Origin of the sequence: Candidatus Odyssella thessalonicensis L13 (genome assembly GCF_000190415.1) — a bacterium.
GTDB lineage: Bacteria > Pseudomonadota > Alphaproteobacteria > Paracaedibacterales > Paracaedibacteraceae > Paracaedibacter > Paracaedibacter thessalonicensis.
The window spans coordinates 303,141-327,693 of record NZ_AEWF01000003.1 but is presented as its reverse complement, the minus strand read 5'-3'; the positions used below and the strand labels follow the sequence as shown (position 1 = coordinate 327,693).

Below are 24,553 nucleotides of genomic sequence, written 5' to 3'. Positions count from 1 at the left end.
ACTCTTGAAAGCCCTAGCTAGTCTAAAAGAGCCAGCAAGAAATCTACTATCCGATAACTTCGCGTTTGCCCACATGATTTGCCGGCGTAATTAGACCTTCTTTCTCCATTTGCTCAATCATCCGGGCAGCACGGTTGTAACCAATCTGCAAATGGCGCTGAACAAAGCTGGTCGACGCTTTACCTTCACGACGGACAAGGTCAACAGCTTGCTGATAGAGCGCATCGCCCCCTTCGGTTTCAGTGCCAGCCGCCCCTAATGCCTCGCCATCGTCTTCGGTAACACTATCAATATAAGTGGGTTCGCCTTGAGTTTTAAGGAACTGCACAATTCGTTCAACTTCGGTATCTTTGACAAAGGGACCATGCACCCGTAACAGACGCCCACCGCCGGCCATATACAGCATGTCACCTTGACCAAGCAATTGCTCAGCCCCTTGTTCTCCTAAAATTGTGCGGCTGTCAATCTTGCTGGTAACCATAAAGCTAATTCGTGTTGGAAAGTTAGCCTTAATCGTACCCGTGATCACATCAACTGAAGGCCGTTGGGTCGCCATAATAAGATGGATGCCCGCCGCACGCGCCATCTGGGCCAGACGTTGGACAGCGGTTTCAATTTCTTTACCGGCCACTAGCATCAAGTCAGCCATTTCATCGACCACCACCACAATGTAGGGCAAAGGATCAACATCTAATGATTGATTCTCAAAAATGGGCTTACCCGTATCAGGATCGAACCCTGTTTGAACGCGCCGCATTAAAACTTCACCGCTTTGGCGGGCCTCTTGAATGCGGGTATTATAGCCATCAATATTACGCACCCCTAACTTTGACATGGCGCGATAACGACTTTCCATTTCCCGTACTGCCCATTTTAAAGCTACCACTGCCTTCTTTGAATCCGTCACCACCGGGGTCAGGAGATGCGGGATACCATCATAAACCGATAGCTCTAACATCTTGGGGTCAATCATAATGAATTTACACTCATTAGGGGCCATACGGTACAGCAAGGACAGGATCATCGTGTTGACTGCCACTGATTTACCCGACCCTGTCGTACCGGCAACGAGTAAGTGGGGCATACGAGCCAGGTCAGCTATAATTGGATTACCGCCAATATCTTTGCCGAGGATCATTGCTAAACTTGCTGAATGCTTTTGATAGTCCTCTGACAACAGCAACTCTCGCAAATAAACTGTTTCTCGGACTGGATTAGGCAATTCAATACCAATAACGTTGCGGCCCGGAATAACAGCGATACGGGCTGAATGGGCACTCATTGAGCGGGCAATATCGTCGGCCAGACCAATAACGCGAGACGTTTTGATACCAGCTGCGGGCTTCAGTTCGTATAGGGTCACCACAGGGCCGGGACAAACCCCGACAATATCCCCGCGCACGCCAAATTCAGCAAGAACTTGCTCTAATTGGGCTGCATAGTCTTGCAGCTGCTCATCCGGGATAATCTTTGCATTCTTTTTAAGGCTGGCATCCAATAGTTCGATGGAGGGAAGCTGATAGTCATCAATTGTATAAGAGGTGCTTAATGTTGCCGCATCACCCAAAGATTTTCGCCGAGATTCCATACCCCCTTCATAGGTTTCTTCATAAGCATCGATGGCGGCATCAGAGTAATTATTTTCCTCATAAATGGAACTTTTAATAGGGACATAGTTAGCGACAGTTTCTGGGGCGACCTCTCGTTTAAGAGAAACTCGGTCCTCGAGATGAGCCCGCAGCATTGGTTTATCGCTAACAGATGGTACGGGAGAAAGCTTTTCTTCAGCAACGCTCTTCCTAAAAAACACGCCTTGCAAGCAATAGTTTAAGGCCGTATATATCTTGTAAACAGGATTATAGCTTGCTTTAAAACTCGCTAGGATCGCACCCCACTGATGCACATTTAAGCCCAAAGCCGCCACATACAGAACACCACAGCCTGCCGCACTCACCATTTGAATGCTATTTATAAACCGAAGTGGAACCAGAGCTGCTATCAATTTTAAAAGCAGCAAACCAAAAATCCCGCCCATCTGCGGCAGATCAAAGAACCAATGGGCTCGCGGTACGGCAGTTAATGCAATTGAGGCTAATGCCAGAGCGATCAACAGGAGCACCATCTTGGCCACAGGACGATTAAGCCTACCTTCTATAACTAAGGTTCCGCCCCAGATCAAGGCAGCAAAAGCAACCATAAAGCTGGCCAGTCCAAAAAACTGTAACAGGAGATCCGCCACTATTGCCCCCGGCAATTTAAGCCAATTTACGTAAGGGCCTGCACTTGCTGTATTAAGAGAAGCATCCATTGCACTGTATGTTAAGATACTAATCAGCGCAAAGGTACCTGCACTGGCAATTGTCACCCCTATTAATTGCTGTATTTTTCGACGGATCAAATTCCAAACTTCAGGAGGAAGCAGTTGGACAGATCTTGAGGATAATTTATTGCGTGCCATTTATAACTGTTTCTTCGTTATATCTTTGGCTCTATTATCACAGAAATTAGCTTGAGGGAAAAGGATTTAATGGTGCCGCTGGAGAGAATCGAACTCTCGACCCCACCCTTACCAAGGGTGTGCTCTACCTCTGAGCCACAGCGGCAAAGGATTAACGTTAGCAGCATCTCATACATTCAAGTCAAAATGCAAGATTTTTTCTTGCATGTGTTCAGTAAAAATTTTATATATTATACATGAGCCAAAAGATATCCCCCCAAGAGCGAGCACAACGGCTCGCCGAAGCGTTACGAGAAAACTTGCGTCGCCGCAAACAGCAGCAACGGGATCGCGACCAGTCTCATCCTCAACAAAAAGCAATAGACACTGAGCGCTAAATCCTGGTACCTTCAAGAATAAAACACTTGAAAATGTGGGATTTGTTATGACTAATGCGACAGCAAAACAAGCTTTAGAACAAATTCAAGTTAATGGCGGTATCTTGCCAGACACTTGGATTCGCGAACAATCGTTAAGACACGGAATGATTGAACCGTTTGTGGAGAAACAAGTCCGCGAAGGCGTGATCTCTTATGGAGTCTCTTCGTATGGCTATGACGCTCGAGTTGCCCCTGAATTCAAGATTTTCACTAATGTTAACAATGCCATCGTTGACCCAAAAAGCTTCTCAGAGACTAGCTTTGTTGAGAAAGAAACAGACATCTGTATTATTCCCCCCAATAGCTTTGTTTTGGCCAGAACGGTTGAATACTTCCGCATCCCCCGCGATGTCCTGGTTATTTGCTTAGGAAAGTCAACTTATGCTCGCTGTGGCATTATTGTCAACGTCACCCCGTTAGAACCTGAATGGGAAGGACATGTAACTTTAGAGTTTTCTAATACCACTCCTTTACCGGCTAAGATCTATGCCAATGAGGGTGTTTGCCAATTTCTATTCCTGAAAGGTACTAGCGACTGTGAAGTTTCTTATGCAGACCGGCAAGGTAAGTACATGGGTCAAAGAGGTGTGACACTTCCAAAACTATGATAGCAATTAGGCAGTTTTTTATATCTTCTTCTTTTTGGGTGTCTTGTAGTTGGGCCCAGGTCGATAGTATTGAAATTATAAAACATCGCCATGAGCTTAACACCATCAAAGATGACAAGGTTATTAAAACCTACAGGATTGCTTTAGGCCGTCAGCCCAAAGGCAAGAAAATGGAAAGGTCAGATAAACGCACTCCTGTGGGCCATTATCATATTCGTCGTAAGCTAGCCGCGAGTGATTACTATAAGAGTTTGATTCTTAATTATCCCACCGCTGAAGAAAAAGTGGATGCTGAAGCTCGCGGAGTAGACATTGGGGATCACCTCTGCCTTCATGGCATGCGCGATTACCTTTATTATTTACCGTCTTTCTTGCAACGGATGCATCGGTGGGTTGATTGGACAGCCGGATGCATCGCTTTAACAAATGATGAAATGGATGAATTATTTGAAGAAGTTGAAGAAGGAACACCGGTTGTGATATACGAATAAAGTAGACTCGATTCGTACTTTTGGCCTTTTTAATCTGGCTTACGAAAGTTGTCTAGATTATTATTTCATAAGTTACGTATAAGGCAACAGGGGCCAAAATGGATCAAATTCGCATCGTCGGTGGAACGCCACTTAAGGGAACAATAACAATTAGTGGCGCTAAAAATGCTGCTCTTCCTTTGTTAACAGCTGCTATTTTAAGCGATGAAGTTTTAGAGCTGACAAATATTCCGGAACTCGCTGATATCAAGTGTATGCTAGAACTTCTCGAACAGCATGGCATTCAAGCGACCCGGAATCTGGAGCAGAAAAAGGTCCTCTTACACGCCCAATCTATAGCCAATACCACTGCTCCTTATGATATTGTTCGCAAGATGCGCGCCTCTATTCTCGTTCTGGGCCCACTTTTAGCTCGCTGCGGAGAGGCCCGAGTTTCTTTGCCAGGTGGGTGCTCCATTGGCACGCGCCCGGTCGATATCCACCTTCAGGGGCTAGAAGAGATGGGAGCCGAGATCGAACTTAAAGAGGGCTATATCCATGCTAAAGCTCCCAAAGGATTAAAAGGGGCTACCATTACCATGCGCGTGGTATCCGTTACCGCCACTGAAAACTTAATGATGGCCGCAACCTTAGCAGACGGCACTACTAAGCTCGTCAATGCCGCCAGAGAACCAGAGATCGTCGATCTTGCCAATTGTTTAAGGGCCATGGGAGCCTCCATAGAAGGCGACGGCACGGACACGATTACGATCCACGGAGTCACCAAACTTCACCATGCCCAACACCGAGTCGTCGCTGACCGTATTGAGACCGGTACCTTTGCGATCGCTGCGGCAATTACTGGCGGAGAGCTTTATCTTAAAGATACCAGTATTGAGCTGCTCCCCAGCTTTATTAGCGTGCTTCAGAAAACCGGCGTCATTGTCGAGCCAACCAGTGACGGTTTTTGGGTGAAAGCCTCAGGCCATCCCATCACGGGCGTGGATGTAATGACCGAACCTTATCCAGGATTTGCCACCGATTTGCAAGCCCAAATGATGGCGTTAATGACAGTGTGCCAAGGGGCGTCCCTGATTACAGAGACTATCTTTGAGAACCGATTTATGCATGTGCCGGAACTGTGCCGCATGGGCGCCAATATCACAGTACACGGCTCCTCGGCTCTGGTTCGCGGCGTCAGTCAACTTCGAGGGGCTCCGGTAATGGCTACGGATTTAAGGGCGTCTGTTTCCTTGGTTTTAGCTGGGCTGGCTGCTGAAGGTGAGACCTGGGTCAATCGCGTTTATCACCTCGACCGCGGTTACGAACATATTGAGGATAAACTCCGGCACTGTGGCGCTCACATTGAACGGGTGAAAGAAGCCATTGCGGCTTAAAATCTCTAAACTTAGAAAGAGAATTCTATTTCTGGTGAAGCCTCCCCTTCACCAGAAGGAATGAGCTCAATCCTCATCAGTATCAATCTCAGTATATTGAATCTGAGGTGTTTTAAGATTGAATTGCGGAATTTTTAGCCGTATGTCTGCTTCATCTGTAAGACGATTAGGAAATCCAAGAAAAAACAAATCGATGGCAATTTTTTGAGAACCGTAACCAGCCAAGAAATTCTGCACGGTAAACTTTTGGCAGTTAGAATAGCGCCCTTTCCAGCCCTCGATATTAAAGGAATAAATAACAGTAAGGGGAAATACATCAAAGTTTTTAATTTCCAACGGGTAGCAGTGATTTTTAGGAGGTAAGATATTTCTCTCCAATTCGTCCAGCTGATCCGGCACCGATTCCAGATTTATCTGGTGCTTTACAGGACTTTCACCAGCCCGAGGCAAAGCGATAGCTGGAATATCCGCAGCATAAAGGTTTAAAAACTCTGTTAGTCTTTTCCTTTTATCTGCGCCCTCAAACCTACCTTTAACCAGCCGCACGCGTATATTGGAAGCCTCTTTATTACCAAAGACCCGTAACGACGAAGAACAGCAGTTAATGAGACTGACCTTAATCACTTGGCCTGAAGGCTGCAAACTTTCTTTGCAGGCTCCATCATAACACCCCGAACTATGTATGGGAGCGCTATCCAGCTCCATGGCAGCCAGCGGCATTACACTAATAAATCCCACGCTTAAAGACCACAATATTCTGCTTAACATAAAATTCCCCTAAAATTGACCTGCTTTATTAAAATTCTAAATTAGATTATCTTAACCAAGCAATATAACAAAAATGCCTAAAATTTTATACTTATAAAGAATTATCTACCCCCTTACCTTAGAGAATTAATGCTAAGGTAACTTCAAAATGTTATTCCTTTAAAGGTTCCTATTGTTGATCGTCTGGTCTTAAATGAAGAAAATTTACTCAGTTCAAGGATCGGCCTGAGCTAAAGCTCTAGTTAGGGCTTTATAAAGGATTAGCTTAGCACTGGCAAGAGGCCTTGAAAATTTGAAAATAATTATTACATCTCAAGTAGATGTAATGGAGACTGTTCTTGAATCTTTCAATTTTATCTAAAAAATCTTTAGTAGCGGCTTATATGCTATCTTTATCCCTTTCTAGCTACAGCTATGCTATGGAAATGAATGAAGCTACTATTAACAATGATCAAGCTGGCCCTTCTCAACGGTGGCGGGCTGACTTTACAACCTTGGAAAGAGCCAAAGACTTACCCTGGTTTCCATTTAATGTCGTCATTGAAGAAGGTAGCCGTATTCAAGGACTTGACCGCCATGCATCAGTAAGAAAGGCAGCAAAGCATTTATTGCGGTATGCGTCCACAACTCATACTCCAGAAAAAGAGGCTGGGTTTATTCTGGGATACTTTAAGATTACGGCAAAGCACACAGATATCTTATTAAGCCGACGTCTTTATGCCACCGCAGTTTGTCCATCTCTCGAGCTATACAGTCATATTGAGACCTTGTTTGCGCAGATCCTATCAGCAGATATTCAACAGAAATTTAAAAGTCATGCTGCCATATGGTTTGCTCGGATAATTATGAAAATCTCTTCTCACCTAGACGATCAAGATTTAACTCAAACCTATCTGCAATCCGCCCAACAATTATTAAAAGAAGCGCACGATCACAATGCTACTGATACAGCCTTATTGTGGATTGCCGAACTTTATCTACGCTATAACCTACGGTTAGACAATGATATCACAATAAGTGAAACCCAAGCCCTTGAACTTGCAGCTAATGCCTTAGATCGAGTCGGGATACGTGGACAGGAGAGTCAACGCCTACGCAGCCGTTTGAACAGACAACGGCGGACCTTACAACATGCACTAGAACCGCTTCCTGTTGTCTCCGATGAACCAGAGCCATTAGTAAGTAAGGCTCCTTACATGAGTAGGAAAGAGCAGCAGCAACTCTATGTGGATTTACTAGAGGATCTCTCAGATCAACGCGATCGTCTTCATGCTACACAAATAAGAGACTCCCAGACCATGAATGTTGTTCCTCCTTCTTCAAACACGGACGAGCGTGCTTTGCCAAAAGAAGCGAATACTTTCATGGGCGAGGTATCTATTTTCTCTGAACCTTCTCTAATTAATGAGCAAGAGGGGGAGGAAGGTTCTGAGGCAGAGAACGAAGAAGAACAGCCAGCGTTTACTATTATTCCGATAAGGGGTCCTAATACCCTATTTTCGCGCATCAATTATACTCTGAAACCTGTTAGTGCTTATCCAGGTCTTGAAGAAATTACTCACAATTTCAATGATGAAATTAGCACCATTAATCTAGGTGAGCCTATGGACATCTACAGTGATTTTCCAGGCTTAATCGCTCAAACCTTAGATCTTACGGCAATCAAATTAACTCTATTTACAGGAAATAACCACTACAGCTTTAATCATGTTTACGCGTTTCCCTATGACATGGCAGCAACCTCAGAATTCAGATTACATCACTTTAAAAATACTCAAGGGGGAGGTGAATGGTGGGTTGTAATTCCTCCTCATCCTGAAGAAGCAGAGATGCCGGAGCAAAGCGCCGAGGGACAGAAGCACCTTTCAAGAAAGCGACCGCATGCAGAGTTGGAAGACCTTGACAGTTCTATGGATGAAGCAGATCAATCTGCCTCAAAGCGTCTCTATTCTCGTTTTCTCACGGATGAAGATAAGGAACAAATTAAGCGGAATCTTGAAAGGCACATTCAGAAGCATCCCATTCGCACAGACCTTTCTATAAATCAATTATCGTCCTTCATTACCAAAGAAGTTAAGCGTCAAGCTGATAGATACTCAAGAACAACGATTAAGAAATATACACAAAAATTCTTAAAGGAGCTCACTGATCAAGCGCCTGCTCCCCAAAGGAGAAAGAGAATCGATCAGAGCACTAAAGAAAAGATTCTTAATGATTTTCTAAACTTCAAAGAAACCTCTGAGAACCAAATTAACTCTAAGAAGCTCTTCTCAGCGTTTTATAAAACTTATGGCGAGAATTATGGTGTTTCTAATGGAAGCGTTAGGGCCATTCTTAAAAAAGCGGGACATCTTACTTCCGAAGGAGCAAAGCCGACGCGCGATCATTCTGACTTAAGAAAAGAAGTAAATAAAGCAATACGTAAATGGTTTGACACTAAAGTAGGTCAAGATAAGCCTACAACAAATGAACTCCGCGAGTGGTTAAAAGAGAATTTTCCTCAGCTAAGCTCTTCACAAATCAACAATTTAGTGTCCCTGCGGATTAAGAGCGGTTCTTTGGTGGTCCCTAAAGAAAGGGTTAGAAGCAACCATTTATCTCTTGAAGTAAAATTAAACATTATTCGTGATTATAAAAATTTTATCACTAAAACTCTTAAGGGAGGAAACACTTTTAGCCTTGGGCAAAAAGCTCTACGTAAAAAGCATCTTGAGCATTTAGCTAAAAAATACAATTGTTCAGCAGAAATTGTAAAACGCTGGGTCTTAAGAATCGGGTCCTACGAGCAGCCAGAGCCCAGCCATGAGCGGAAACAATTATTTAGCGCTCTGATGGCAGCTAAGAAAGAATTATTAGCTCGTTATAAAGGAGAAGATGTGGCCAAAGAAAGAATGGCAAAGGATTTAGAGAGTTTCCCCAACTTACAGGAGTTTTGTCGAAATAATAAGGATATTAAGGGACGTCTAGGCTATCTTAATGCTGTAGAAGTTTATTTTAGCTGCGTTAAAAATGGGATTTTTTCTGAATAAATCCTGAGAACTTATAAATTATTAGCCTTAGCAGCGGCTAAGGTGCCAAGCGCACGAGGGTTTTTACCCTCAACTTTTTCTTTAAAATAGACCTTATAAAATAAGGAGGCCACATAACAAGAACTATCCTAAAACACTTACCCGCTTGACCTTATTCCCCTCTCTTATAAAGAGGGTTAGGATGGTTGCCCTGGCTGGAGCAACCCTACTGTTATCAGAAGTCAGCGATTCGGCATTGATGCATTCCTCTTTTTCTTGGACTAAGAATACGGCTAGGAACACTTGCCTCCAGTTCATTGGTATTTGCTCGATCCTCTGCTAACTGTGGCCAATTATTAACTATAATCCTCCCTTTGCCATTTATCCGTTGGACTGGGAAATTGATGACGTTATTGATCGCTATACTGCCTGTGTCTGTAATCGATAAACTTGCATTTGTTGCCTTACCATTAAAAGTAATTTCTCCAGCATCACAGATACGAGCACTTAAAATATGCTCAATGTCGCCGCGATGGATCACCATTTTACTCTCTTGATTAACGCTAAGATTTACCACTTGGGCGTCGATATTTTGGGCACACATCCGGGAGGCGCCAAGCATATGTACCAATAGGGTTTCACCAATAAGGGCGTTTACCGAGAGCTGGCTTTGCTCTGCTAACCTAATCGTCCCCCCTCCATAAAGGGTGTTAACTTTGAAGCGTGCACCTTTATTAAGAGAGAAATGCACTGGCTGATAACTATGAGTAATGGTCCATGCTCCCCCCCTAGCCCCTAAGACGCTCAACATACAATTCCTAGGCACGGTAATGGTTAAGTGGGGAAGCGCAGTCATAGGGACGGACAGATGAGAGGAATTAACTGTGTCTCCATTCCCGCTTATTTCTTCACCTTGAATCCCCTTTGTCCGCTGACGCCCCTTCTGGCTGATTGAGATGACAAAAGTAGTGTTGCGAATTTGCAAATCTACTTGATCAAGGACGCTTTCGCTCCCTTGAAGCTTAACTGTCGTTAGAGCGTCCTCCTCATTAAGAGTGGTAATTTCCACATCAGCTGCCAGATCTTGAATCTCTAAAGCGGAGATGCCTTCGACATCGACTTCTCGAGTTAGCGGCGGCTCGCTAGCGCTTGACAGTGTTGCTGTCAGCACCATCCCTAACATTAGTTTATGCATGCTTATTCCCTTTATTTAAAAATACATGCCAATATGATCGGGATCAGCAGCAAAGTCAAGGTGGTGGCAGTCAGTTGAATATACTTTCCGCTTGTTTCGCTTACGGTTGTGTGTCTTTAAAATCAGGAGCATATACAGAGTCATCGTCGCTTCTTCTAAGCCATGTTTGGACTGCGTTTCGAGGCCGCCTTGCTCATAAGCTTCCCAGGCTCCTTGGCAAGTGGTGATAATGTCATACAGCTTCATGGCTCCCACTACAACGGGCCACAAAACCATGAAGAAATTATTGTCAACCGCATTTCTGGCAGCCACCCGAGCTGCCTCATCATCAGCACCAAAGGCTTTGGCTGTTATAGTGGCGGCGAGCTCACCATAAGCACGGATCTTATTTAACTCTTGCTCTTTAAGAATGCTCCCAAGCTGGACTTTTTCAAGATCCTATTTACCTTCTCTCTATTTAGTAAATCGTTTGAGATTAATTTATCCCCACATACTCTAACGCTTTAGAATAAAGCAGAGATGATTAATCAATATATTTTGACTATTTTGTCTTAAACTAGTTAATTCAGCACCTGCCCACTCGGCAGTCATAAGATGCTCATGGCCGCCAAACTTTTTTAGCCTATTTAAGATGTCTATAAGCTTATCGAGACCTTCATCGTCCATATACACTTCTACTTCAGCTTTATCTAAACTATCATAATCTTTTAATTCTACAGTTAGTGTCATCCATTACATCCTATTTATAACCAATACTTCTTCTTTGGCAGTACCCCCTTATAATCCCTCAACCTATTAACATCTATATGAGGAGGTTCATTAAATCTATTATTGACATCAATATGATAAGAGCGATCTGTTTCTGGATTAACATATCCCCCTTTGCCATTCAATGGATCTGGCCCTCTCTTTTCAAACCCCTTGCTTTTAAACATCTTGTCTATCTCCTCAGGAGTTTTACCTTTAAACGGATTACCTAGACCTTTTTTCTTCTCTTCTTCAGGATCTTCATCCTGTGGAGAATTGCTATCACCCCCACTAGAGGAGGAAGGACTTGCTGCCTTTCCCTCCCCTTCTTCCTTATCTGAGATATTATTTGCAACCGTTGTCGCAATGTTAAGGGCTGCTTGCGCGGCCCTATATGCCCGGTAAGCCCGATAGAGATGCGCGCATCCGCTGATAACTTGAGGTGCATAAACGAGGCATACCCAGTTATTGTCAACCGCATTTCTTGCCGCTACTCGAGCTGCCTCATCATCGGCACCAAAAGCTTTGGCCGTTATAGTGGCGGCAAGCTCACCATAAGCCCGAACGCGAGCCTGCTCTTGTTCTTTGATAACATTCCATAAAGCCACTTTCTCAGCATTACTTTTTCCCTCGCTCTCATGCAGGTACCGTTCAGCATGCCGGTTCTGAACTTGCTCTCTTAAGCCTTCTCCGACAATTTCAGCGACCATGCCGCCAATGGCGCCCCCCAAAGCAGCGTCTTTGACCTCACCGCTATTGCCGCCCATCAGTTTTGTGGCCGTCCCACGGCTTGCCGCCCCCAGAATTCCATGCAGCAATTTATGGGTCACATAGTCACTGATTAAGCCGTTGTCGATATTAAGCTTGCGCCAGTCGCCAATCTGATTGGCCAAGGTTCCTGACGCCACATCAATGATATAGTTGGCACCAATGGATTTGATGACATTTTCTGGCTTCTCGCCAAAGGCAACCCGTGTCGCTGCCTGAGCGACCGCTTTAATGGCGTGACCTTGAAGTTGCTGTGTTATACCATTCAAGTTAGACGTTGAGATACCCGTTGCTTTGCTGATGCCCCCGGTCAAACCGGCGGCTAATCCAGCTGCCCCAATATTTTTCAAGGTTGACTTGGAAGTCATATCCCGCGCTACATTGCGCATATTAAGGCGATTATCAATCATAGAGAACATGAAGACATTGCTCGCCGCTGCCAGTCCTCCTTGCAAAGCGGCACTGGCAAAAGTTGACATGACATTAGCCATTGTCACTTGACTGACGGCCGCTGCCCCTACAGTTGCCCCACCGGCTGCGGCCCCACCTGTGACGCCTAAACCGGCTAAGCCGCCGCCGCCAGTCATTATCGTCAGGATCAACGATAAGACAATCTTTGCCGCAGCTGTCATGCCTTGGCTGGCAAAGCGGCCGGAGTCGTGGCGCTCAGTGACGTAGATGCGGACCACATCATCGCGGGCATCGAGGAGTTTCATCCATTCATAGCCTGGTTGAGTGCTGTAATCTTTAAAGCGTTGCCATTCGCGTGGCTTGCCTTTGTTCTTATTGCCGTCAGCGCGCGAGTGGACCTCATTGACGAACTCAACAACCAGGCCTTCCGGGGTAATGAACTCAATGCCGTCCTCGTCATTATAGAAGAACTGGCACGGACGCCGGCGCTCATTATAATCAAAGGTCTGAGACTGAGCTTGCCAGATCGCATCTTTGGAGCGCTTTTTGGTCTCAACACAGTCGATATCGAGAGCTGTGAGGAGCTTGATCACACCTTCCGCCGTTTCCAAGCGAATCTTACGGGCGCGGATCTCACTGGCCTGTAGAAGGATCCCGTCTTGGGCATAATAATTGACGTCGCCCTTTTGAGTACTGGTCTGGCAAGCTTGGCTGGTGGTACGAGAGATTTTGGTCTCAACGCGCTTGGTGCGGCCGGTCCAACGTTTCTTACGGCGAATATGTTGCTCACGGTACCAATCTTGCACCACCGTTTCCGTCAAGGTCCCGCCCGAACGCTTGGTGACGCCGTTCAAGGCTTGGGTGACAACGCCTTCATCCCAGGCGTCACCGCCTGAAGAAATGTGGATACCGCCCTCTGGGGCTTGACGCTGCATAAAGGACAAGAAGTCTTGCTGCTCGTCTTTAGGCAATAATAAGTTAAAGTGGTTCAGACGGGTTGCCCTAGTCGCTGCCTCAGCCGCAAAGCCACCCTGGGTGCCATAAACTGTGTGCAATACTGTTGTCGGTTCGCCATCAAAATCATCTTCATGCAGCAATTTAAATCGACCATCACGATCCTTAACCATGACCCGCAGCTGCATTCCTAACAGGCGCGCCAGCAGATCAAAGGCCGAGCTGGTGCGTTTCCAGATCCCGCGTACTGCATCATATTGATCGGTTTGATATTGCATCATCTTAACAGTATTAACATAGCTGTACAGGTAACGTTCATACACTTCAGGCTGCTGGGCGAAAGCGTCTAATTCAGCATCAAAACGGAGATAGCGCTGGGCTTCAGCCACAAACTCTGGATATTGTCTGTGCAGATTTTGCCGTTGAATATGATCATAGGCATCCTTCCAACTGTGGCCTGACCGTAAGTCAAAGCGTTGACGAAGTTGATTATCCATTATGGTGGTCAACCGTTGATGGCGCGCTTGTTGGTCTTGCAAGGCTTGGTACGCAGGCATCGCGGCAAATCCAGGCAGCTGTGCCAACTCCCCTGAGGTAAAGGCCAATTTGATTTCTGGAGCAACCACTCTGCGGGCCTCTGCATCGTCCTTTTTCGATAAGAGTAAGGCTATCGCTTCATCCCGAGAAATGCCGAGACAGTTGAAAGCACAATCATTGTCCGCGCCTGAGACTTGATTCTCATAAAAGGCCGTGAGCATGGTGCCGTTGCGGGACGGGCACATCAATGCCGTGCCTAGAGGTTGAGCCGAGGTTCTCGCTTGAGCCGGCGCTGGTGGAGTTGACGCGGCTGCGGGGGGTATAGCCCTGCGGGGCCCCGGTGGCGTCGGTAACGGCCGTGCGTCAGGACGAGGCCTGAGAGTACTGGTGCGGCCTTCAGCTTGAGGGGAGGTAGCAGCCGCTTGCCGCTCTGGCAAGGGACGCAGACGCAATGTCGGCGTTGCGCCAATGGTCGCTGTCCCGGTGGTCCTGTTAAGTTGCGCCCCTGGTTTAGCGGGAGACGCAGTGCGCGAAGCAGCTGGACTTGCTTGGGTCGGCGGCGGTGGGGGCGCTGGAACGGATGACGCTGTTGGTGGTGGGGTTGGATTGATGACCAAGCGGGTACGGTGATGGGTACAGGAGTCCTGAATCACTGTACTTTTCTTGCTATGAAACTCAAAGTGGGCATATTTCGGCACTGCCCCAAAATAACGCTGCCCGCCAGTGACGAAGTCAATGGAGGTGCCGTGGAATAAGGCCCCCATGGCTTTAGCATCTCCTTGCACTTGGACTGATAGGAAGGACTTATCACTGCCGAGGGTAGCGTCTGCCATGGCCCGTTGATAAAAGCCATAAGTCGTATAAATAGTCTCAATCAGAGTTTCCATTTCTAAGGTCCCGGCCCGCACCTGCGTTGGACCAGTGCCGCTGGTGATGCTGCTGGATTTAAGGGTCAAGTTTTCCCCGACCTTCACCTGGGTACTTTGGCCGGCACGTGCGGTAGTGTGCGTCATAGCCACATTGCCGCCAGCCTTAAAGTAGATATTGCCTTGCGGCGCCGACATATCGAGACCATCTAAGGTGGAACTTTGGTGCAGCGTTTTGTGAATGTCACCATGCTCATTAATCTCTTGGGCGCGCACAGTCCGACCGTTTGCCATTGTTGCGGCTCGAACGTTTTGGCGGCCAATATTCAGATTAAGGGTCGCGTCCCTTCCGGCCACGCCTTTGGTGCCGCCAATATTGGTTTCGGTCTTAGCCGTCACTCCCATCTGGCGCCCCTGCATTGCCCCTGACCGGTTCGTTTGGTCCGCTTCGGTGGTTTGCGGAATATGGGCGGTGGCCACGAGGAAGTCTTGGCCATTGATCTTTTGCAAGCGGTAAAATAACAAGCAGGTGCGGTTATCTTTCAGGGTTTGCTCGGTGATGGGTGCTCCTTGGCTCGCTAAAGCTTGCGCGCGACGCGTCGATTCCCGCAGCAGCTGCTCACCGCTGTGGCCGTTATCATCATAAATCCGACCGGTATTGACACGCATTTGTTCGGTAAAGGTGATCCGTTCCAATTCATTGTCGAGATAGAACGGTACATCGGCGGGATAAGTAGAGGTGAAGCGTTGGGCGGCCTCATCCCAAAACGGTGCGGTTTTTGTTTCACTGAGATTAGCTTCCAGCAACTCTTCTTGCGCTGTGAGAGGAGTTTGAGCTTCCGTTCCTCGCCTAATTGCTAGCTTTAAAGTTAGGCCACCTTTTACTGTTGGCCGAATAATTGGATTACTATTAGCCAGACATTCGGCTAGTTTATTAAGACAAACAGTCGTCAGAACTATCCGTGGTACTGCACTGTGCAAGGCTTCTAAATGGAGATTGTTAAGATGGGCATTGATTAATTGTGCAGAAATACCACCACCGACACAGATCAGATTATCATTCGTTAAAGAAAGCTGCTGGCCTATAGTTACGTATCCTCCTGAAGTGCCTCGAGGATAATGAGGCTCAGAATGATAGGCATATTCAGTAATGGAATATTGTCTGCTAAATGAAGGTGGGAAGCCTAACTCACTCTTATGCTCATAACTTTTAATAACAAGAGAGGTTTCTTCAGCTGCATTGGTTATGGTTATTGGCTTTCGATTAAAAAGAAAGTTATGAGAGATAAGAATATTATTGCCTAGAACATTGAAAGAGTCTGCCTCTACGCTTAAATTGCCAAACACAAACATGGAACATACTCTAGACGTCTGGCTAAGTGATCTATTACATGCAGGTCCTACTAAGCAGCCCATAATATTGAGATATATATATTCATTGGGGGTCCGGCTATAAGACAACGTTTTTGCCTTGAACATTGAACTGTTTAACGAGATCATATTTACATTCAGAAGGGATATACTAATAGCGCGGCTCTCTATTCCTCCGCCAGCAAATATACTTCCGAATTTACCTTTAATATCTTTATCAGCTTCAAGAATAATTTTTCCGTTCTTACATACGAGGGCCGCATCATTAGATAGAAAAAATTGGCAATAGTTTCCAGTAATTGGCGTGGGGTCGTAAAAAAAGTAATAAGTTAGTCGTCCCATTAGTTGTAATGGATCACTGGGTACTCTTTGCGCTACTTCATGAGGAGGTACCACTACCCGCTCACCAAAATGTATACTGCCTCGCTCAGCTTTAAGGTGGAGCTTCTCCTGGGCACGGACCTTAGCAAATCTCAGATCAATATCACCACCATTGGTGTGCAGAGTAATCTCACCTTGACGGGCTTGGAGCTCACCCATGTGGTCGTTATCTTGACCCACTAGGATGGTACTCACATTGGTCATCTTAATGTTGCCCTCTGTGGCCCGCAATTGCTTGTCAATGATAACCTCGGTGGGCTCGGTGGCACTGCCCTGAATCTCGAGACCACATACATTCATCTCTTCTTGAAAGCGGATCTTGCGGCCGGTAAGGGATAAAATGTCGGCAAAGTGCCAGTTATAACTTTGAGAGAAAGTCAGGCTACGACCGCTGCCGTCAATGTGCAAGCGACGAATATCATACAGCTTGCTTAAGAGGGGATAGGTGCGATCGAGCTGGCTGGCATCAAGCCAAAAGGTCCCTAAGACCTCAACCCGGCCTGGCAGAAGCGCCAACGTTAAGGTATTGCCCCTTTTCAGAGCTTCGGGGGCATAATCGCCACGGATAATCACTTGGCCGCTATTGCTGAGATTCTTACTCAGCAGGGTAGAGACAGAACGATGATCAGAGCTATCTTTTTTAGGTAAGGTCACGGCCCAGGTGCCACGGTTATCGATCTGCACCTCACCGGTCATGTCGACCACCTCTCCTTCCAGCTGATTATGGTTTTGCACAGTACCACTGGTCAGGGTCAGCTTTCCTAAATTGCTGGGCGTTTGGTTGACGAGACGCCCCTGCTGATCTAATAGGGTCGCACCAACGGAGGTCTGCGTACCGTCTAGGACCAGCAATCCGCCACTTTGGCTTAAGGTTTGGCACGACAAGCTGCCTTGATGAAGCACGCGCCGCCCTCTAATCGACACCTGGGTGCATTGCAGCGTACCGCGTAAGGTCAGCATCTCGGTGCCCGACTCTGGGGGCACAATATAAAGCTCTGTTACCAGCAGCTGGCTCTGATCGGTCATAAGTAGCTGCTTTAAATTTTTGCCCAGGATTAGCTGGCGGCCGGTAACTTTGCTCCCTTCTTGGTCTTGGTTGCGCATTTCAAAATGAGCAATGTCAATCTTCGTAACGCCCGTATTCTGCGCCGTTAACAGCTTGCCTTGGTTAATAAAACTGCCATTGCCGGCCAGACCACTGATCCAGAAATGCCCCTGATTGATCAGTTCACCTTGAATGGTCAGCATTAAATTGGTCAGATTCATTTGCCCAGAGTTGTGACCGGAGCACACGGTAAGATTACCATTACCCATCATGATCCCAGAATTGATCAGCGATGAGACGATAGAGGTTTCAACAATCGTTCCCAATTTTAAAGAATTGAGGGTGGTCAGATGCACATCTCGTAGTAGGCTGCGCTGAAATTCGACGTACTCTTGATTGACCAGTTGCAGGCTCTTAAGCTCCGCTTGAGCTGATTTAAGTAAGCCCGTATTGGTTAAGGTGCCTTGGGATATGCTCGAGGTGATCCGGGCCACGCCATCGCTGATAACTTTACCACTGTTAATGAATTTGCTGCCAAAGTGATAAATGCCCTCTTGGCGGGTGTGGATTTGCCCTTGGTTGATAATATTGTCGCGGGCTTGGATGTGCAGGTGCGCTAAGTCCATCATGCCCGAGTTAAGATAATGTTGGGTGATAATACTTAGCTGAACCCCTTGGATTTGCCCTAAGTTTGAGACCAAACCTGCTTGCTGAATGGTTTGCCCCCCGCCTTCTAGGATGAGTTTGCCTTGGTTGAGAAAAGCATTGCCCCGCAGATCCCAGGTTCCGCCCGCTTGCAGGGTTAAGGTAGAAGTATTATGAAAGCGGCCATGTTTCAGGATTAAATTCTGTAATTGTTCTTGGCGGTCTTTAAAAGCTGTTAAACCAAAGGCATGATTAGCCTTAAGATTAATGATGCGATTGTTACCTTCCAATAAGGCGGCATGGCTGCTGAGATGCAAATTGTGAACAGCACAATTGCGCAGAATAATAAGGTGGGAAGTCTTGATTTTTAGAATGGTGGTCCGTGATTGCTGCGTAACCCCCTGCAGGACCATATTACCATTTAAATCAACTTGAACGGTGCCAAGGTTAGGAATTTGCCATTCAAACCATTGGCTACCATTACTCTCGACCACCTTTATATTCGCTGTATGCTCGCTTTTCTGGAGATCAACATAAGCTTGAGAAAGCAAACTTTGCTTTTTCTTTCCCCCATTGCGATCTTGACGGATCAAGCGTAAACGCATGGCTTGGATATGGCCTTGAGGGCTCAGCGTTGGTTCCATCGACAGCTTGAAAGCTTGGTTGGCGCGGTGAAACTCGGCCTCCATGGCAAAGGAGGAAACCAGCACCATTTTAACATAGGCCACTAGCACGAAGATGTTAATAATTTTACGAAAACTGAACATAAACCGCCCTCATAATAAAGCCCCTATGATATGAAATCACAGAGGCCGGCAACCAAGCACATAACTAACTGAGAGAGGTTTTAACCATTTATTAATATTTTTTCAAGTACTTAAAATACCTTTTTAGTGTTTTTAGCAGTAAAAGCAAAAATAATATAATAAATTTCTTTGGTAAATATTTTACGTTAAGTATTTAATTATGAAGTTTATTTCAAATTTTAGTAAGCTTTAAATCAACTAAACTGTATAATAAGATTTCTGGTCTGTAAAGAGAAGAATAAAGAGAGAGGCATGAAGAAGCATCTTTGTGAGTTTATGCTCACAACCTGGGGTGCTGAAGGGGAAAGTGAAAAATATTGCTCTAAAAGATATACTTTAGTGATTCTAATCCTGGGCTTCTCAGTTAATATTATAAATCCATAATATTCTCCTTACTCTTTTTAAGAAATACAATATTAATTAAATACTATTAATACATAATTATATTTATTTTATACAAACAAATAAAAATACTTGAAATACTTTATACCGATTATTACTTCACAGGTATAAGTGATGGTGGTTCCTTCAAGCTTCCATTAAAAATTGACCCACAAAGGATTTTAGTTATGTTTTTAAAAAGCTTGTTAACTGGTACTGTCTTCTTATCTGCTGCCGCCACAGCCATGGACGCACCAAGCACTCACAGAGATAGAGGCGTCCTCGCTCCGCATATGCAGTCTAGCTCGCAGCTCGGCGAAGTCGCAATGGCTATGCTTAAAGAAAACGATATGGCAGAGTTCAAACACATAATGTGCCAAGCTAAAACAGATAAAGATTTAAATTATCGTGATGAGAATGGATATAGCCTCCTTCATGTGATAGCAGAGCTCAATTTAACTAGCGCCATTAGAAGCTTAGAGTGCTACCAACGCTCCTGGCTAATAAAAAATATTAATGCAACCACTCCTAATGGCATAACACCACTGCATCTTGCCGCCGGTCAAGGTAAACAAGATATGATAAGCGATCTATGTACATATGGTGCAGATATTTTTGCCTTAACTTCTTCAGGAGTATTTGTATTAGAACTAGCTTTGAACTATGTGGAAGGACAACTTCATGAGGATAATCAGGCAGGCATTTGCAATGGATTTGAATTAATGGAGTCTATCATATCCTTAGTAACAAAACGTGCCAGCGCTCCAGATCAATTGACCCGCCCAGCTCTTTCGTGTCTTGCTCTCGCTATCGGGAGGTATCTAGAGCAATTGCAGGTTCAGTCGAATTACGGACACTGGAAAGATTTTAGTACCAGATTGGATGGGCTTTTTACCTATCTGCATGACTTAGAATTTAGAGTAATCATTAAGGAAAAGGAAAACATGAATCGGCTTTCAAAAGCAGCGCAACAAGTACGTCAGCAAGAACAGCAGGAGTACATGGATGCTTATTTAAAGATGGTAAAAGGAGACTAACTTCAGCTTTTTTAAGGGAAAAAAGTTCTAGCGCAAGCTAGCAGATTAGTAAATCAGTCCCTCAATTCCTAATAGGCATCTTTTAGATCCTATTAGGACTTATCCTAAAAAAGAGAAAAAACCCCTCAGCTGCCCCCTTAGCAAATATTTCTTGCGGAGATTTAATACCTCTACTGCTTGGCAAGGCGATCAGCCAGCTCAATAGGCATATAGTTTTCGTCATGTTTTGCCAGTAGCTTTTCAGCTTGGAACACATGACCATCCCACCTTCCATCCGCGACAACCCCTTGGCCTTCTTTAAATAAGTCAGGGGCTAAACCGGTAAAACTCGCTGCTACGGTTGACTTAAAGTCTGTCACGCGAAAATGGATCGTCATGGTGGCAGGATCCTTTATAATTGAGCCTTTTTCAACCATTCCCCCTAAACGCACTGGTCGACTTGGATTCTCCGTTAAGATCTCAGTCGGTGCCATAAAATACATCATCGACTGCCGCAAAGCCGAGAAGATAAAGAGACTACCACCCATCAGGATAACAGTAATTAAGCTAATCCATTTAACACGCTGGCGTTGGTGTGAGGTCATGACTCAAGCTGATCCAATTGCTTCTCTAACCGCTGCATTTTTCGCAGTTGTTTGATGCCGAGAGCCATAAAAACGGTTATAGCGCAGCCATAAGCAAGGTAAACATAACTTAATTGGGTCATGGGTGAGTCTTTCTCAATAACAAAGCCAGAAATTTCTGCTGAAGCAAGTTTCCTCTTAAGGTTATCAGGAAAAAGCAGAAGCATAAAGCGGCCATGCCAAAAGCCATGGTCAACAACGGTACCAACATTTGCCAATGAATAGCCGGCTTAGCTAAGCGCAAAATACTCGCGGGTTGATGCAAGGTATGCCACCAATTGACTGACCATTTAATGATCGGCAGATTGATTGAGCCAATAATTGCAAGAATTGCGGCTACTTTTAAGGCGTGTTGTTCTGGTTTGACAAAGGCACAAACCAAGATATAGCCGGCGTAGAGAAACCCAAGAATGAGCATGGACGTGAGCCGAGCATCCCATACCCACCAAGCTCCCCACGTGGGCTTACCCCAAATTGCTCCCGTCAGCAAACTAATCATACATAAACATAAGCCAATAGGCGCCATGGAGCGCGTAAGAATATGAGCGGTCGGGTTCTGTTTAAGAAAAGCATACAGTGATAGGACAGCCATAGCAAAATAGGTCATCATTGCGCCCCAAGAAGCCGGAACATGAACATACATTATTCGTACAGTTTCGCCCTGAATATAATCTGCTGGCGACCAGATCAGGCTTAGCCAAAATCCAAGCAGCAATAAAACTCCTGCAACCCATGCGGAGGGGCGCAGCCAACTCTGGCTAATCCTTAATAAAAAAACAGGCGAAATAATCTGCCTCATAATATGTCCTACCACTCAAGATTACGGATGACCAGCGATGCTAAGCCCCCACACAAACCTAAGCTTACCAGCATTAGCCCCCCTTGCATGCCTATATAATAGACCGGGTCGCCGTGAACAGCAATCGTTGAAATTATCGCCTCAGCAATAAGAAGATTAGGAATAGCTAAAGGCGCCACCGCCATGGTGATGAAGGACTGACTTTGCTTTCCTTGGGATAGAGAGAGGATGATTCCCCAGCCAAGCATAGTCAGGCAAGTGAGGAAGAAAGAGAGAATGAGAAAGCCTAGAGATAAAGTTGAATAGACAAATAAATGGATCCCTGAAAAAGCCAGAGTCAGCGGTAAAACCAGCTGCCTTAGGCCTTGGCCCATTTGCTGCAAGAAGTAAGCTGACGGTAACGTGCCATGGCTCAACAGCCACGCCAAGTGCCCCTCTAAAAGATCAGGTTGAATGACGTCACTGATATGACTCAACAAGACAACAATCGCCAACCCATATAAGAGAAGCGTGATAATCTGAGAGAATTCCCCCTGTGTTAATGGCATTAAGACCACCAAACTTGCGCATAAATATGTAGCTAAAGGCGGAATCCATAAACTGGGAGAGGTCATTTGGTCTCTAATTTTTTTGCTCGTAAAATAATAATACTCAGTTTTGAAGAAAAGATAAACCATCCCCTTCAGGATCGTTTAGTGCATAGGATAATTTGTAATCCTTGATTATCCGCACCGAAACAGGGTATACCAATGTCAAGTTGCCTCCTGCAAAGGATTTCGGCAACAGTTTTTTTAAATTTTTTTCGATATTTTAAAAAGAATTATAAAGATGGTTGCCAAGATTCATACTGTTTCGTTTGCGGGCATTGACGTGCTTCCGGTCGATGTCCAGGTTCAATTTACTCATGGATTGCCCGGCATCACAATTGTCGGCCTTCCCGATAAAACGGTTGCCGAATCGAAGGAGCGTATTCGGTCTAGTTTCCAGTCTATCGGCTTGGATCTACCAGCTAAACGGGTTGTCGTCAATTTGGCCCCGGCTGACATCCAAAAAGAAGGATCCCATTATGATCTTCCGATCGCCATTGGCATGGTGACGCAAATGGGGATCCTGGATGGAATCGAGATGGCAGAATATGTCATCTTGGGGGAGCTAGGCCTGGACGGTAGTATTGCGCGGGTCGCAGGTTCACTTCCGGCTGCGATCCATGCCGCCTCCCAAGATTTAGGGTTAATTTGTCCTGCTTTATGTGGTTCAGAAGCGGCGTGGGCGGGTGATCTTAAAATTCTTGCCGCTCCCAATTTGATTAGCTTGGTTAACCACTTTAAGGGCATCCAAACTCTATCTCAGCCAGAAATTCCGGAGCTTTCCGCGACTCCGATTAAGCAGCCTAATTTAAAAGATGTTAAAGGACAAATGCTCGCCAAGCGCGCTCTTGAAGTTGCCGCCGCCGGGGGGCATAACCTATTAATGGTGGGGCCACCCGGTTCAGGTAAATCAATGTTATCCGTGCGGCTTCCCGGCATCTTGCCGCCGTTAACCCCGCAAGAAGCGCTCGAGATTACGATGATCCATAGCCTTAATGGCGAGTTGCCCGAAGAAGGCTTACTGCGGCAACGCCCTTATCGTGAACCGCATCATTCTGCCTCTCTGGCGGCTTTGGTTGGTGGTGGCATTCGCTGTAAACCCGGCGAAGTTTCCTTAGCTCATAAAGGCGTCTTATTTCTCGATGAACTCCCTGAATTTAATCGCAATGCACTCGAGGCGTTGCGTCAGCCTTTGGAAACCGGAAAGATCACGGTTGCCCGGGCCAACTCCCATATTACCTATCCGGCTCAAGTCCAGTTGGTGGCAGCCATGAACCCCTGTCGGTGCGGCTTTTTTGGCGATAAAGAGCGAGAATGTGCTCGGGCCCCTCGCTGTGCCGGCGATTATCAATCGCGAATTTCAGGCCCTTTAATGGATCGCTTTGACATCGTCATTGATGTGCCCGAAGTTAAAGCCACCGATTTACTGCGTGCCCCAGATGGTGAAGATTCCAGTGTGGTGGTGCAACGGGTCGCTGCAGCGCGGATCTATCAATATGCGCGCCTTGAAGCACTGGGTAAGCGTGAGGTCCAGTCCAACGCCACCGTAGATAGTGAAACGTTGGAAGAAATTATTGACCTTAGCCAAGCCTCAATTAACTTACTAAGTAAAGTCATGGAGAAATTTAAGCTCAGCGGCCGTGGCTATCATCGTATTTTACGGGTCGCGCGTACCATCGCTGATTTGGAACAATCAGCCACCATTGAAACGCAGCATCTTTCCGAAGCCGTCGGCTATCGACGTATTTCAGTATATGGTGAAGGAAGTAATAAAGCAGGTTAGGAAATAAAAGGACCTATTTTAGAGGAGGGACTTCCTCTATGGCTTTCTGCCTTAAAGAATAGGGAACAAAGAGAATTGAGTGTAATCTTTATGCCCTGATCAGATAACTCTTAATGTTTAATATGGCACCAGTTTGCGAACTATTAACGGCCAAGGGGGCTGCCCTAAAAATATTCCTTTATTACCCTCTTTTAATTCAAATGAGGAAATTGTCAAACAATCTCATCTTATCGCTTTATACGCTTTACTCCGTAATCAAAAAAATTGAATTGAAGAAAGATCATTGCCTCCTTCTTGTAATGGTATCTATTCCCCAACTATTTAAGACGTTCTGAAAAAGATGTTTAGCTTGTTTAGACAAGACTATTTTAAATTTAAAAATTAGTTTTAATTAAAATAATTAGTTATTATTCACTATTAAATATATTTTATTTATGGTATTTCTTCTTGTTTTCTCATTGCAAGTTGTATTTTTTTATGTTTAAACCA

At 45.5% G+C, this 24,553-nt stretch carries 18 protein-coding genes and 1 tRNA gene; 8 read left to right on the top strand and 11 right to left on the bottom strand.

The window, feature by feature from the left end:
* Positions 1 to 46: 46 nt before the first annotated feature.
* Both HMO_RS0106965 and HMO_RS0106960 read right to left on the bottom strand, forming a co-directional pair.
* Positions 47 to 2,458: an FtsK/SpoIIIE family DNA translocase gene (locus tag HMO_RS0106965; RefSeq protein ID WP_010300483.1), complete on the bottom strand. Its 2,412-nt coding sequence runs from the start codon at positions 2,456 to 2,458 to the stop codon at positions 47 to 49.
* 70 nt (positions 2,459 to 2,528) lie between these two features.
* Positions 2,529 to 2,603: transfer RNA gene (locus HMO_RS0106960), tRNA-Thr, on the bottom strand.
* Positions 2,604 to 2,694: 91 nt separating this feature from the next.
* On the opposite strand from HMO_RS0106960, the gene HMO_RS17020 reads away from it, so the two are divergent.
* The 4 genes from HMO_RS17020 to murA all read left to right on the top strand — a co-directional run bounded on the left by HMO_RS17020 (position 2,695) and on the right by murA (position 5,352).
* On the top strand, positions 2,695 to 2,835 hold the full coding sequence (locus HMO_RS17020) for a hypothetical protein (RefSeq protein WP_010300480.1): 141 nt from the start codon (positions 2,695 to 2,697) through the stop codon (positions 2,833 to 2,835).
* A gap of 47 nt (positions 2,836 to 2,882) precedes the next feature.
* Positions 2,883 to 3,485, top strand: a complete 603-nt coding sequence (gene dcd, locus HMO_RS0106955; RefSeq protein WP_010300477.1) for a dCTP deaminase — start codon at positions 2,883 to 2,885, stop codon at positions 3,483 to 3,485.
* Positions 3,482 to 3,976, top strand: a complete 495-nt coding sequence (locus HMO_RS0106950; protein WP_010300475.1) for a L,D-transpeptidase family protein — start codon at positions 3,482 to 3,484, stop codon at positions 3,974 to 3,976. The genes dcd and HMO_RS0106950 overlap by 4 nt, the downstream gene beginning before the upstream one ends.
* Before the next feature lie 98 nt (positions 3,977 to 4,074).
* Entirely contained in the window at positions 4,075 to 5,352 is a 1,278-nt protein-coding gene (murA, locus tag HMO_RS0106945; protein WP_010300473.1) for a UDP-N-acetylglucosamine 1-carboxyvinyltransferase, read from the top strand.
* A 66-nt stretch (positions 5,353 to 5,418) separates the two neighbouring features.
* Here murA and HMO_RS0106940 read toward each other — a convergent pair whose 3' ends face one another.
* Complete coding sequence (locus tag HMO_RS0106940) at positions 5,419 to 6,120, bottom strand: hypothetical protein (protein ID WP_010300471.1); 702 nt, start codon at positions 6,118 to 6,120, stop codon at positions 5,419 to 5,421.
* A 338-nt stretch (positions 6,121 to 6,458) separates the two neighbouring features.
* Here HMO_RS0106940 and HMO_RS0106935 point away from each other — a divergent pair, with 338 nt between their 5' ends.
* Positions 6,459 to 9,149, top strand: coding sequence for a hypothetical protein (locus HMO_RS0106935; protein ID WP_010300469.1), 2,691 nt, complete (start codon positions 6,459 to 6,461; stop codon positions 9,147 to 9,149).
* Positions 9,150 to 9,363: 214 nt separating this feature from the next.
* Here HMO_RS0106935 and HMO_RS0106925 read toward each other — a convergent pair whose 3' ends face one another.
* The 4 genes from HMO_RS0106925 to HMO_RS0106910 all read right to left on the bottom strand — a co-directional run bounded on the left by HMO_RS0106925 (position 9,364) and on the right by HMO_RS0106910 (position 18,815).
* The gene (locus HMO_RS0106925; RefSeq protein WP_010300464.1) at positions 9,364 to 10,323 is read right to left on the bottom strand and encodes a hypothetical protein; all 960 of its coding nucleotides are present in this window, start codon (positions 10,321 to 10,323) and stop codon (positions 9,364 to 9,366) included.
* 15 nt (positions 10,324 to 10,338) lie between these two features.
* The gene (locus HMO_RS0106920) at positions 10,339 to 10,734 is read right to left on the bottom strand and encodes a VENN motif pre-toxin domain-containing protein (protein ID WP_139016849.1); all 396 of its coding nucleotides are present in this window, start codon (positions 10,732 to 10,734) and stop codon (positions 10,339 to 10,341) included.
* Between the two features lie 84 nt (positions 10,735 to 10,818).
* Positions 10,819 to 11,052, bottom strand: coding sequence for an Imm32 family immunity protein (locus HMO_RS0106915; protein ID WP_010300459.1), 234 nt, complete (start codon positions 11,050 to 11,052; stop codon positions 10,819 to 10,821).
* Positions 11,053 to 11,066: 14 nt separating this feature from the next.
* Entirely contained in the window at positions 11,067 to 18,815 is a 7,749-nt protein-coding gene (locus HMO_RS0106910) for a VENN motif pre-toxin domain-containing protein (protein WP_010300455.1), read from the bottom strand.
* Between the two features lie 291 nt (positions 18,816 to 19,106).
* Here HMO_RS0106910 and HMO_RS17530 point away from each other — a divergent pair, with 291 nt between their 5' ends.
* Both HMO_RS17530 and HMO_RS0106900 read left to right on the top strand, forming a co-directional pair.
* Complete coding sequence (locus HMO_RS17530; RefSeq protein WP_010300451.1) at positions 19,107 to 19,238, top strand: hypothetical protein; 132 nt, start codon at positions 19,107 to 19,109, stop codon at positions 19,236 to 19,238.
* A gap of 185 nt (positions 19,239 to 19,423) precedes the next feature.
* A complete protein-coding gene (locus tag HMO_RS0106900; protein WP_010300448.1) occupies positions 19,424 to 20,272 on the top strand; it encodes an ankyrin repeat domain-containing protein in 849 nt (282 codons plus the stop codon).
* Between the two features lie 170 nt (positions 20,273 to 20,442).
* Here the strand turns inward: HMO_RS0106900 and ccmE are convergent, their stop codons facing one another.
* From ccmE to HMO_RS0106880, 4 genes are read right to left on the bottom strand one after another with little or no spacing between them, the layout of a single operon-like run.
* Positions 20,443 to 20,856: a cytochrome c maturation protein CcmE gene (ccmE, locus tag HMO_RS0106895; protein WP_010300445.1), complete on the bottom strand. Its 414-nt coding sequence runs from the start codon at positions 20,854 to 20,856 to the stop codon at positions 20,443 to 20,445.
* Positions 20,853 to 20,978 (bottom strand): heme exporter protein CcmD, encoded by a 126-nt coding sequence (locus HMO_RS16120; RefSeq protein WP_010300442.1) that lies wholly within the window; start codon positions 20,976 to 20,978, stop codon positions 20,853 to 20,855. The genes ccmE and HMO_RS16120 overlap by 4 nt, the downstream gene beginning before the upstream one ends.
* Positions 20,975 to 21,694, bottom strand: a complete 720-nt coding sequence (ccmC, locus tag HMO_RS0106885) for a heme ABC transporter permease CcmC (protein ID WP_010300438.1) — start codon at positions 21,692 to 21,694, stop codon at positions 20,975 to 20,977. Before ccmC ends, HMO_RS16120 begins: the two co-directional genes overlap by 4 nt.
* 8 nt (positions 21,695 to 21,702) lie before the next feature.
* Positions 21,703 to 22,242 (bottom strand): hypothetical protein, encoded by a 540-nt coding sequence (locus HMO_RS0106880; RefSeq protein ID WP_139016844.1) that lies wholly within the window; start codon positions 22,240 to 22,242, stop codon positions 21,703 to 21,705.
* A 280-nt stretch (positions 22,243 to 22,522) separates the two neighbouring features.
* Between HMO_RS0106880 and HMO_RS0106875 the strand changes: the two genes are divergently transcribed.
* On the top strand, positions 22,523 to 24,064 hold the full coding sequence (locus HMO_RS0106875) for a YifB family Mg chelatase-like AAA ATPase (protein ID WP_010300432.1): 1,542 nt from the start codon (positions 22,523 to 22,525) through the stop codon (positions 24,062 to 24,064).
* Positions 24,065 to 24,553: the final 489 nt, after the last annotated feature.

Coding starts and splice junctions, on each gene's coding strand:
- HMO_RS0106965 (WP_010300483.1), bottom strand. CDS start 2,458: ATGGCACGCAATAAATTATCCTCAAGATCTGTCCAACTGCTTCCTCCT.
- HMO_RS17020 (WP_010300480.1), top strand. CDS start 2,695: ATGAGCCAAAAGATATCCCCCCAAGAGCGAGCACAACGGCTCGCCGAA.
- dcd (WP_010300477.1), top strand. CDS start 2,883: ATGACTAATGCGACAGCAAAACAAGCTTTAGAACAAATTCAAGTTAAT.
- HMO_RS0106950 (WP_010300475.1), top strand. CDS start 3,482: ATGATAGCAATTAGGCAGTTTTTTATATCTTCTTCTTTTTGGGTGTCT.
- murA (WP_010300473.1), top strand. CDS start 4,075: ATGGATCAAATTCGCATCGTCGGTGGAACGCCACTTAAGGGAACAATA.
- HMO_RS0106940 (WP_010300471.1), bottom strand. CDS start 6,120: ATGTTAAGCAGAATATTGTGGTCTTTAAGCGTGGGATTTATTAGTGTA.
- HMO_RS0106925 (WP_010300464.1), bottom strand. CDS start 10,323: ATGCATAAACTAATGTTAGGGATGGTGCTGACAGCAACACTGTCAAGC.
- HMO_RS0106915 (WP_010300459.1), bottom strand. CDS start 11,052: ATGACACTAACTGTAGAATTAAAAGATTATGATAGTTTAGATAAAGCT.
- HMO_RS0106910 (WP_010300455.1), bottom strand. CDS start 18,815: ATGTTCAGTTTTCGTAAAATTATTAACATCTTCGTGCTAGTGGCCTAT.
- HMO_RS17530 (WP_010300451.1), top strand. CDS start 19,107: ATGAAGAAGCATCTTTGTGAGTTTATGCTCACAACCTGGGGTGCTGAA.
- HMO_RS0106900 (WP_010300448.1), top strand. CDS start 19,424: ATGTTTTTAAAAAGCTTGTTAACTGGTACTGTCTTCTTATCTGCTGCC.
- ccmE (WP_010300445.1), bottom strand. CDS start 20,856: ATGACCTCACACCAACGCCAGCGTGTTAAATGGATTAGCTTAATTACT.
- HMO_RS16120 (WP_010300442.1), bottom strand. CDS start 20,978: ATGACCCAATTAAGTTATGTTTACCTTGCTTATGGCTGCGCTATAACC.
- ccmC (WP_010300438.1), bottom strand. CDS start 21,694: ATGAGGCAGATTATTTCGCCTGTTTTTTTATTAAGGATTAGCCAGAGT.
- HMO_RS0106880 (WP_139016844.1), bottom strand. CDS start 22,242: ATGCCATTAACACAGGGGGAATTCTCTCAGATTATCACGCTTCTCTTA.
- HMO_RS0106875 (WP_010300432.1), top strand. CDS start 22,523: ATGGTTGCCAAGATTCATACTGTTTCGTTTGCGGGCATTGACGTGCTT.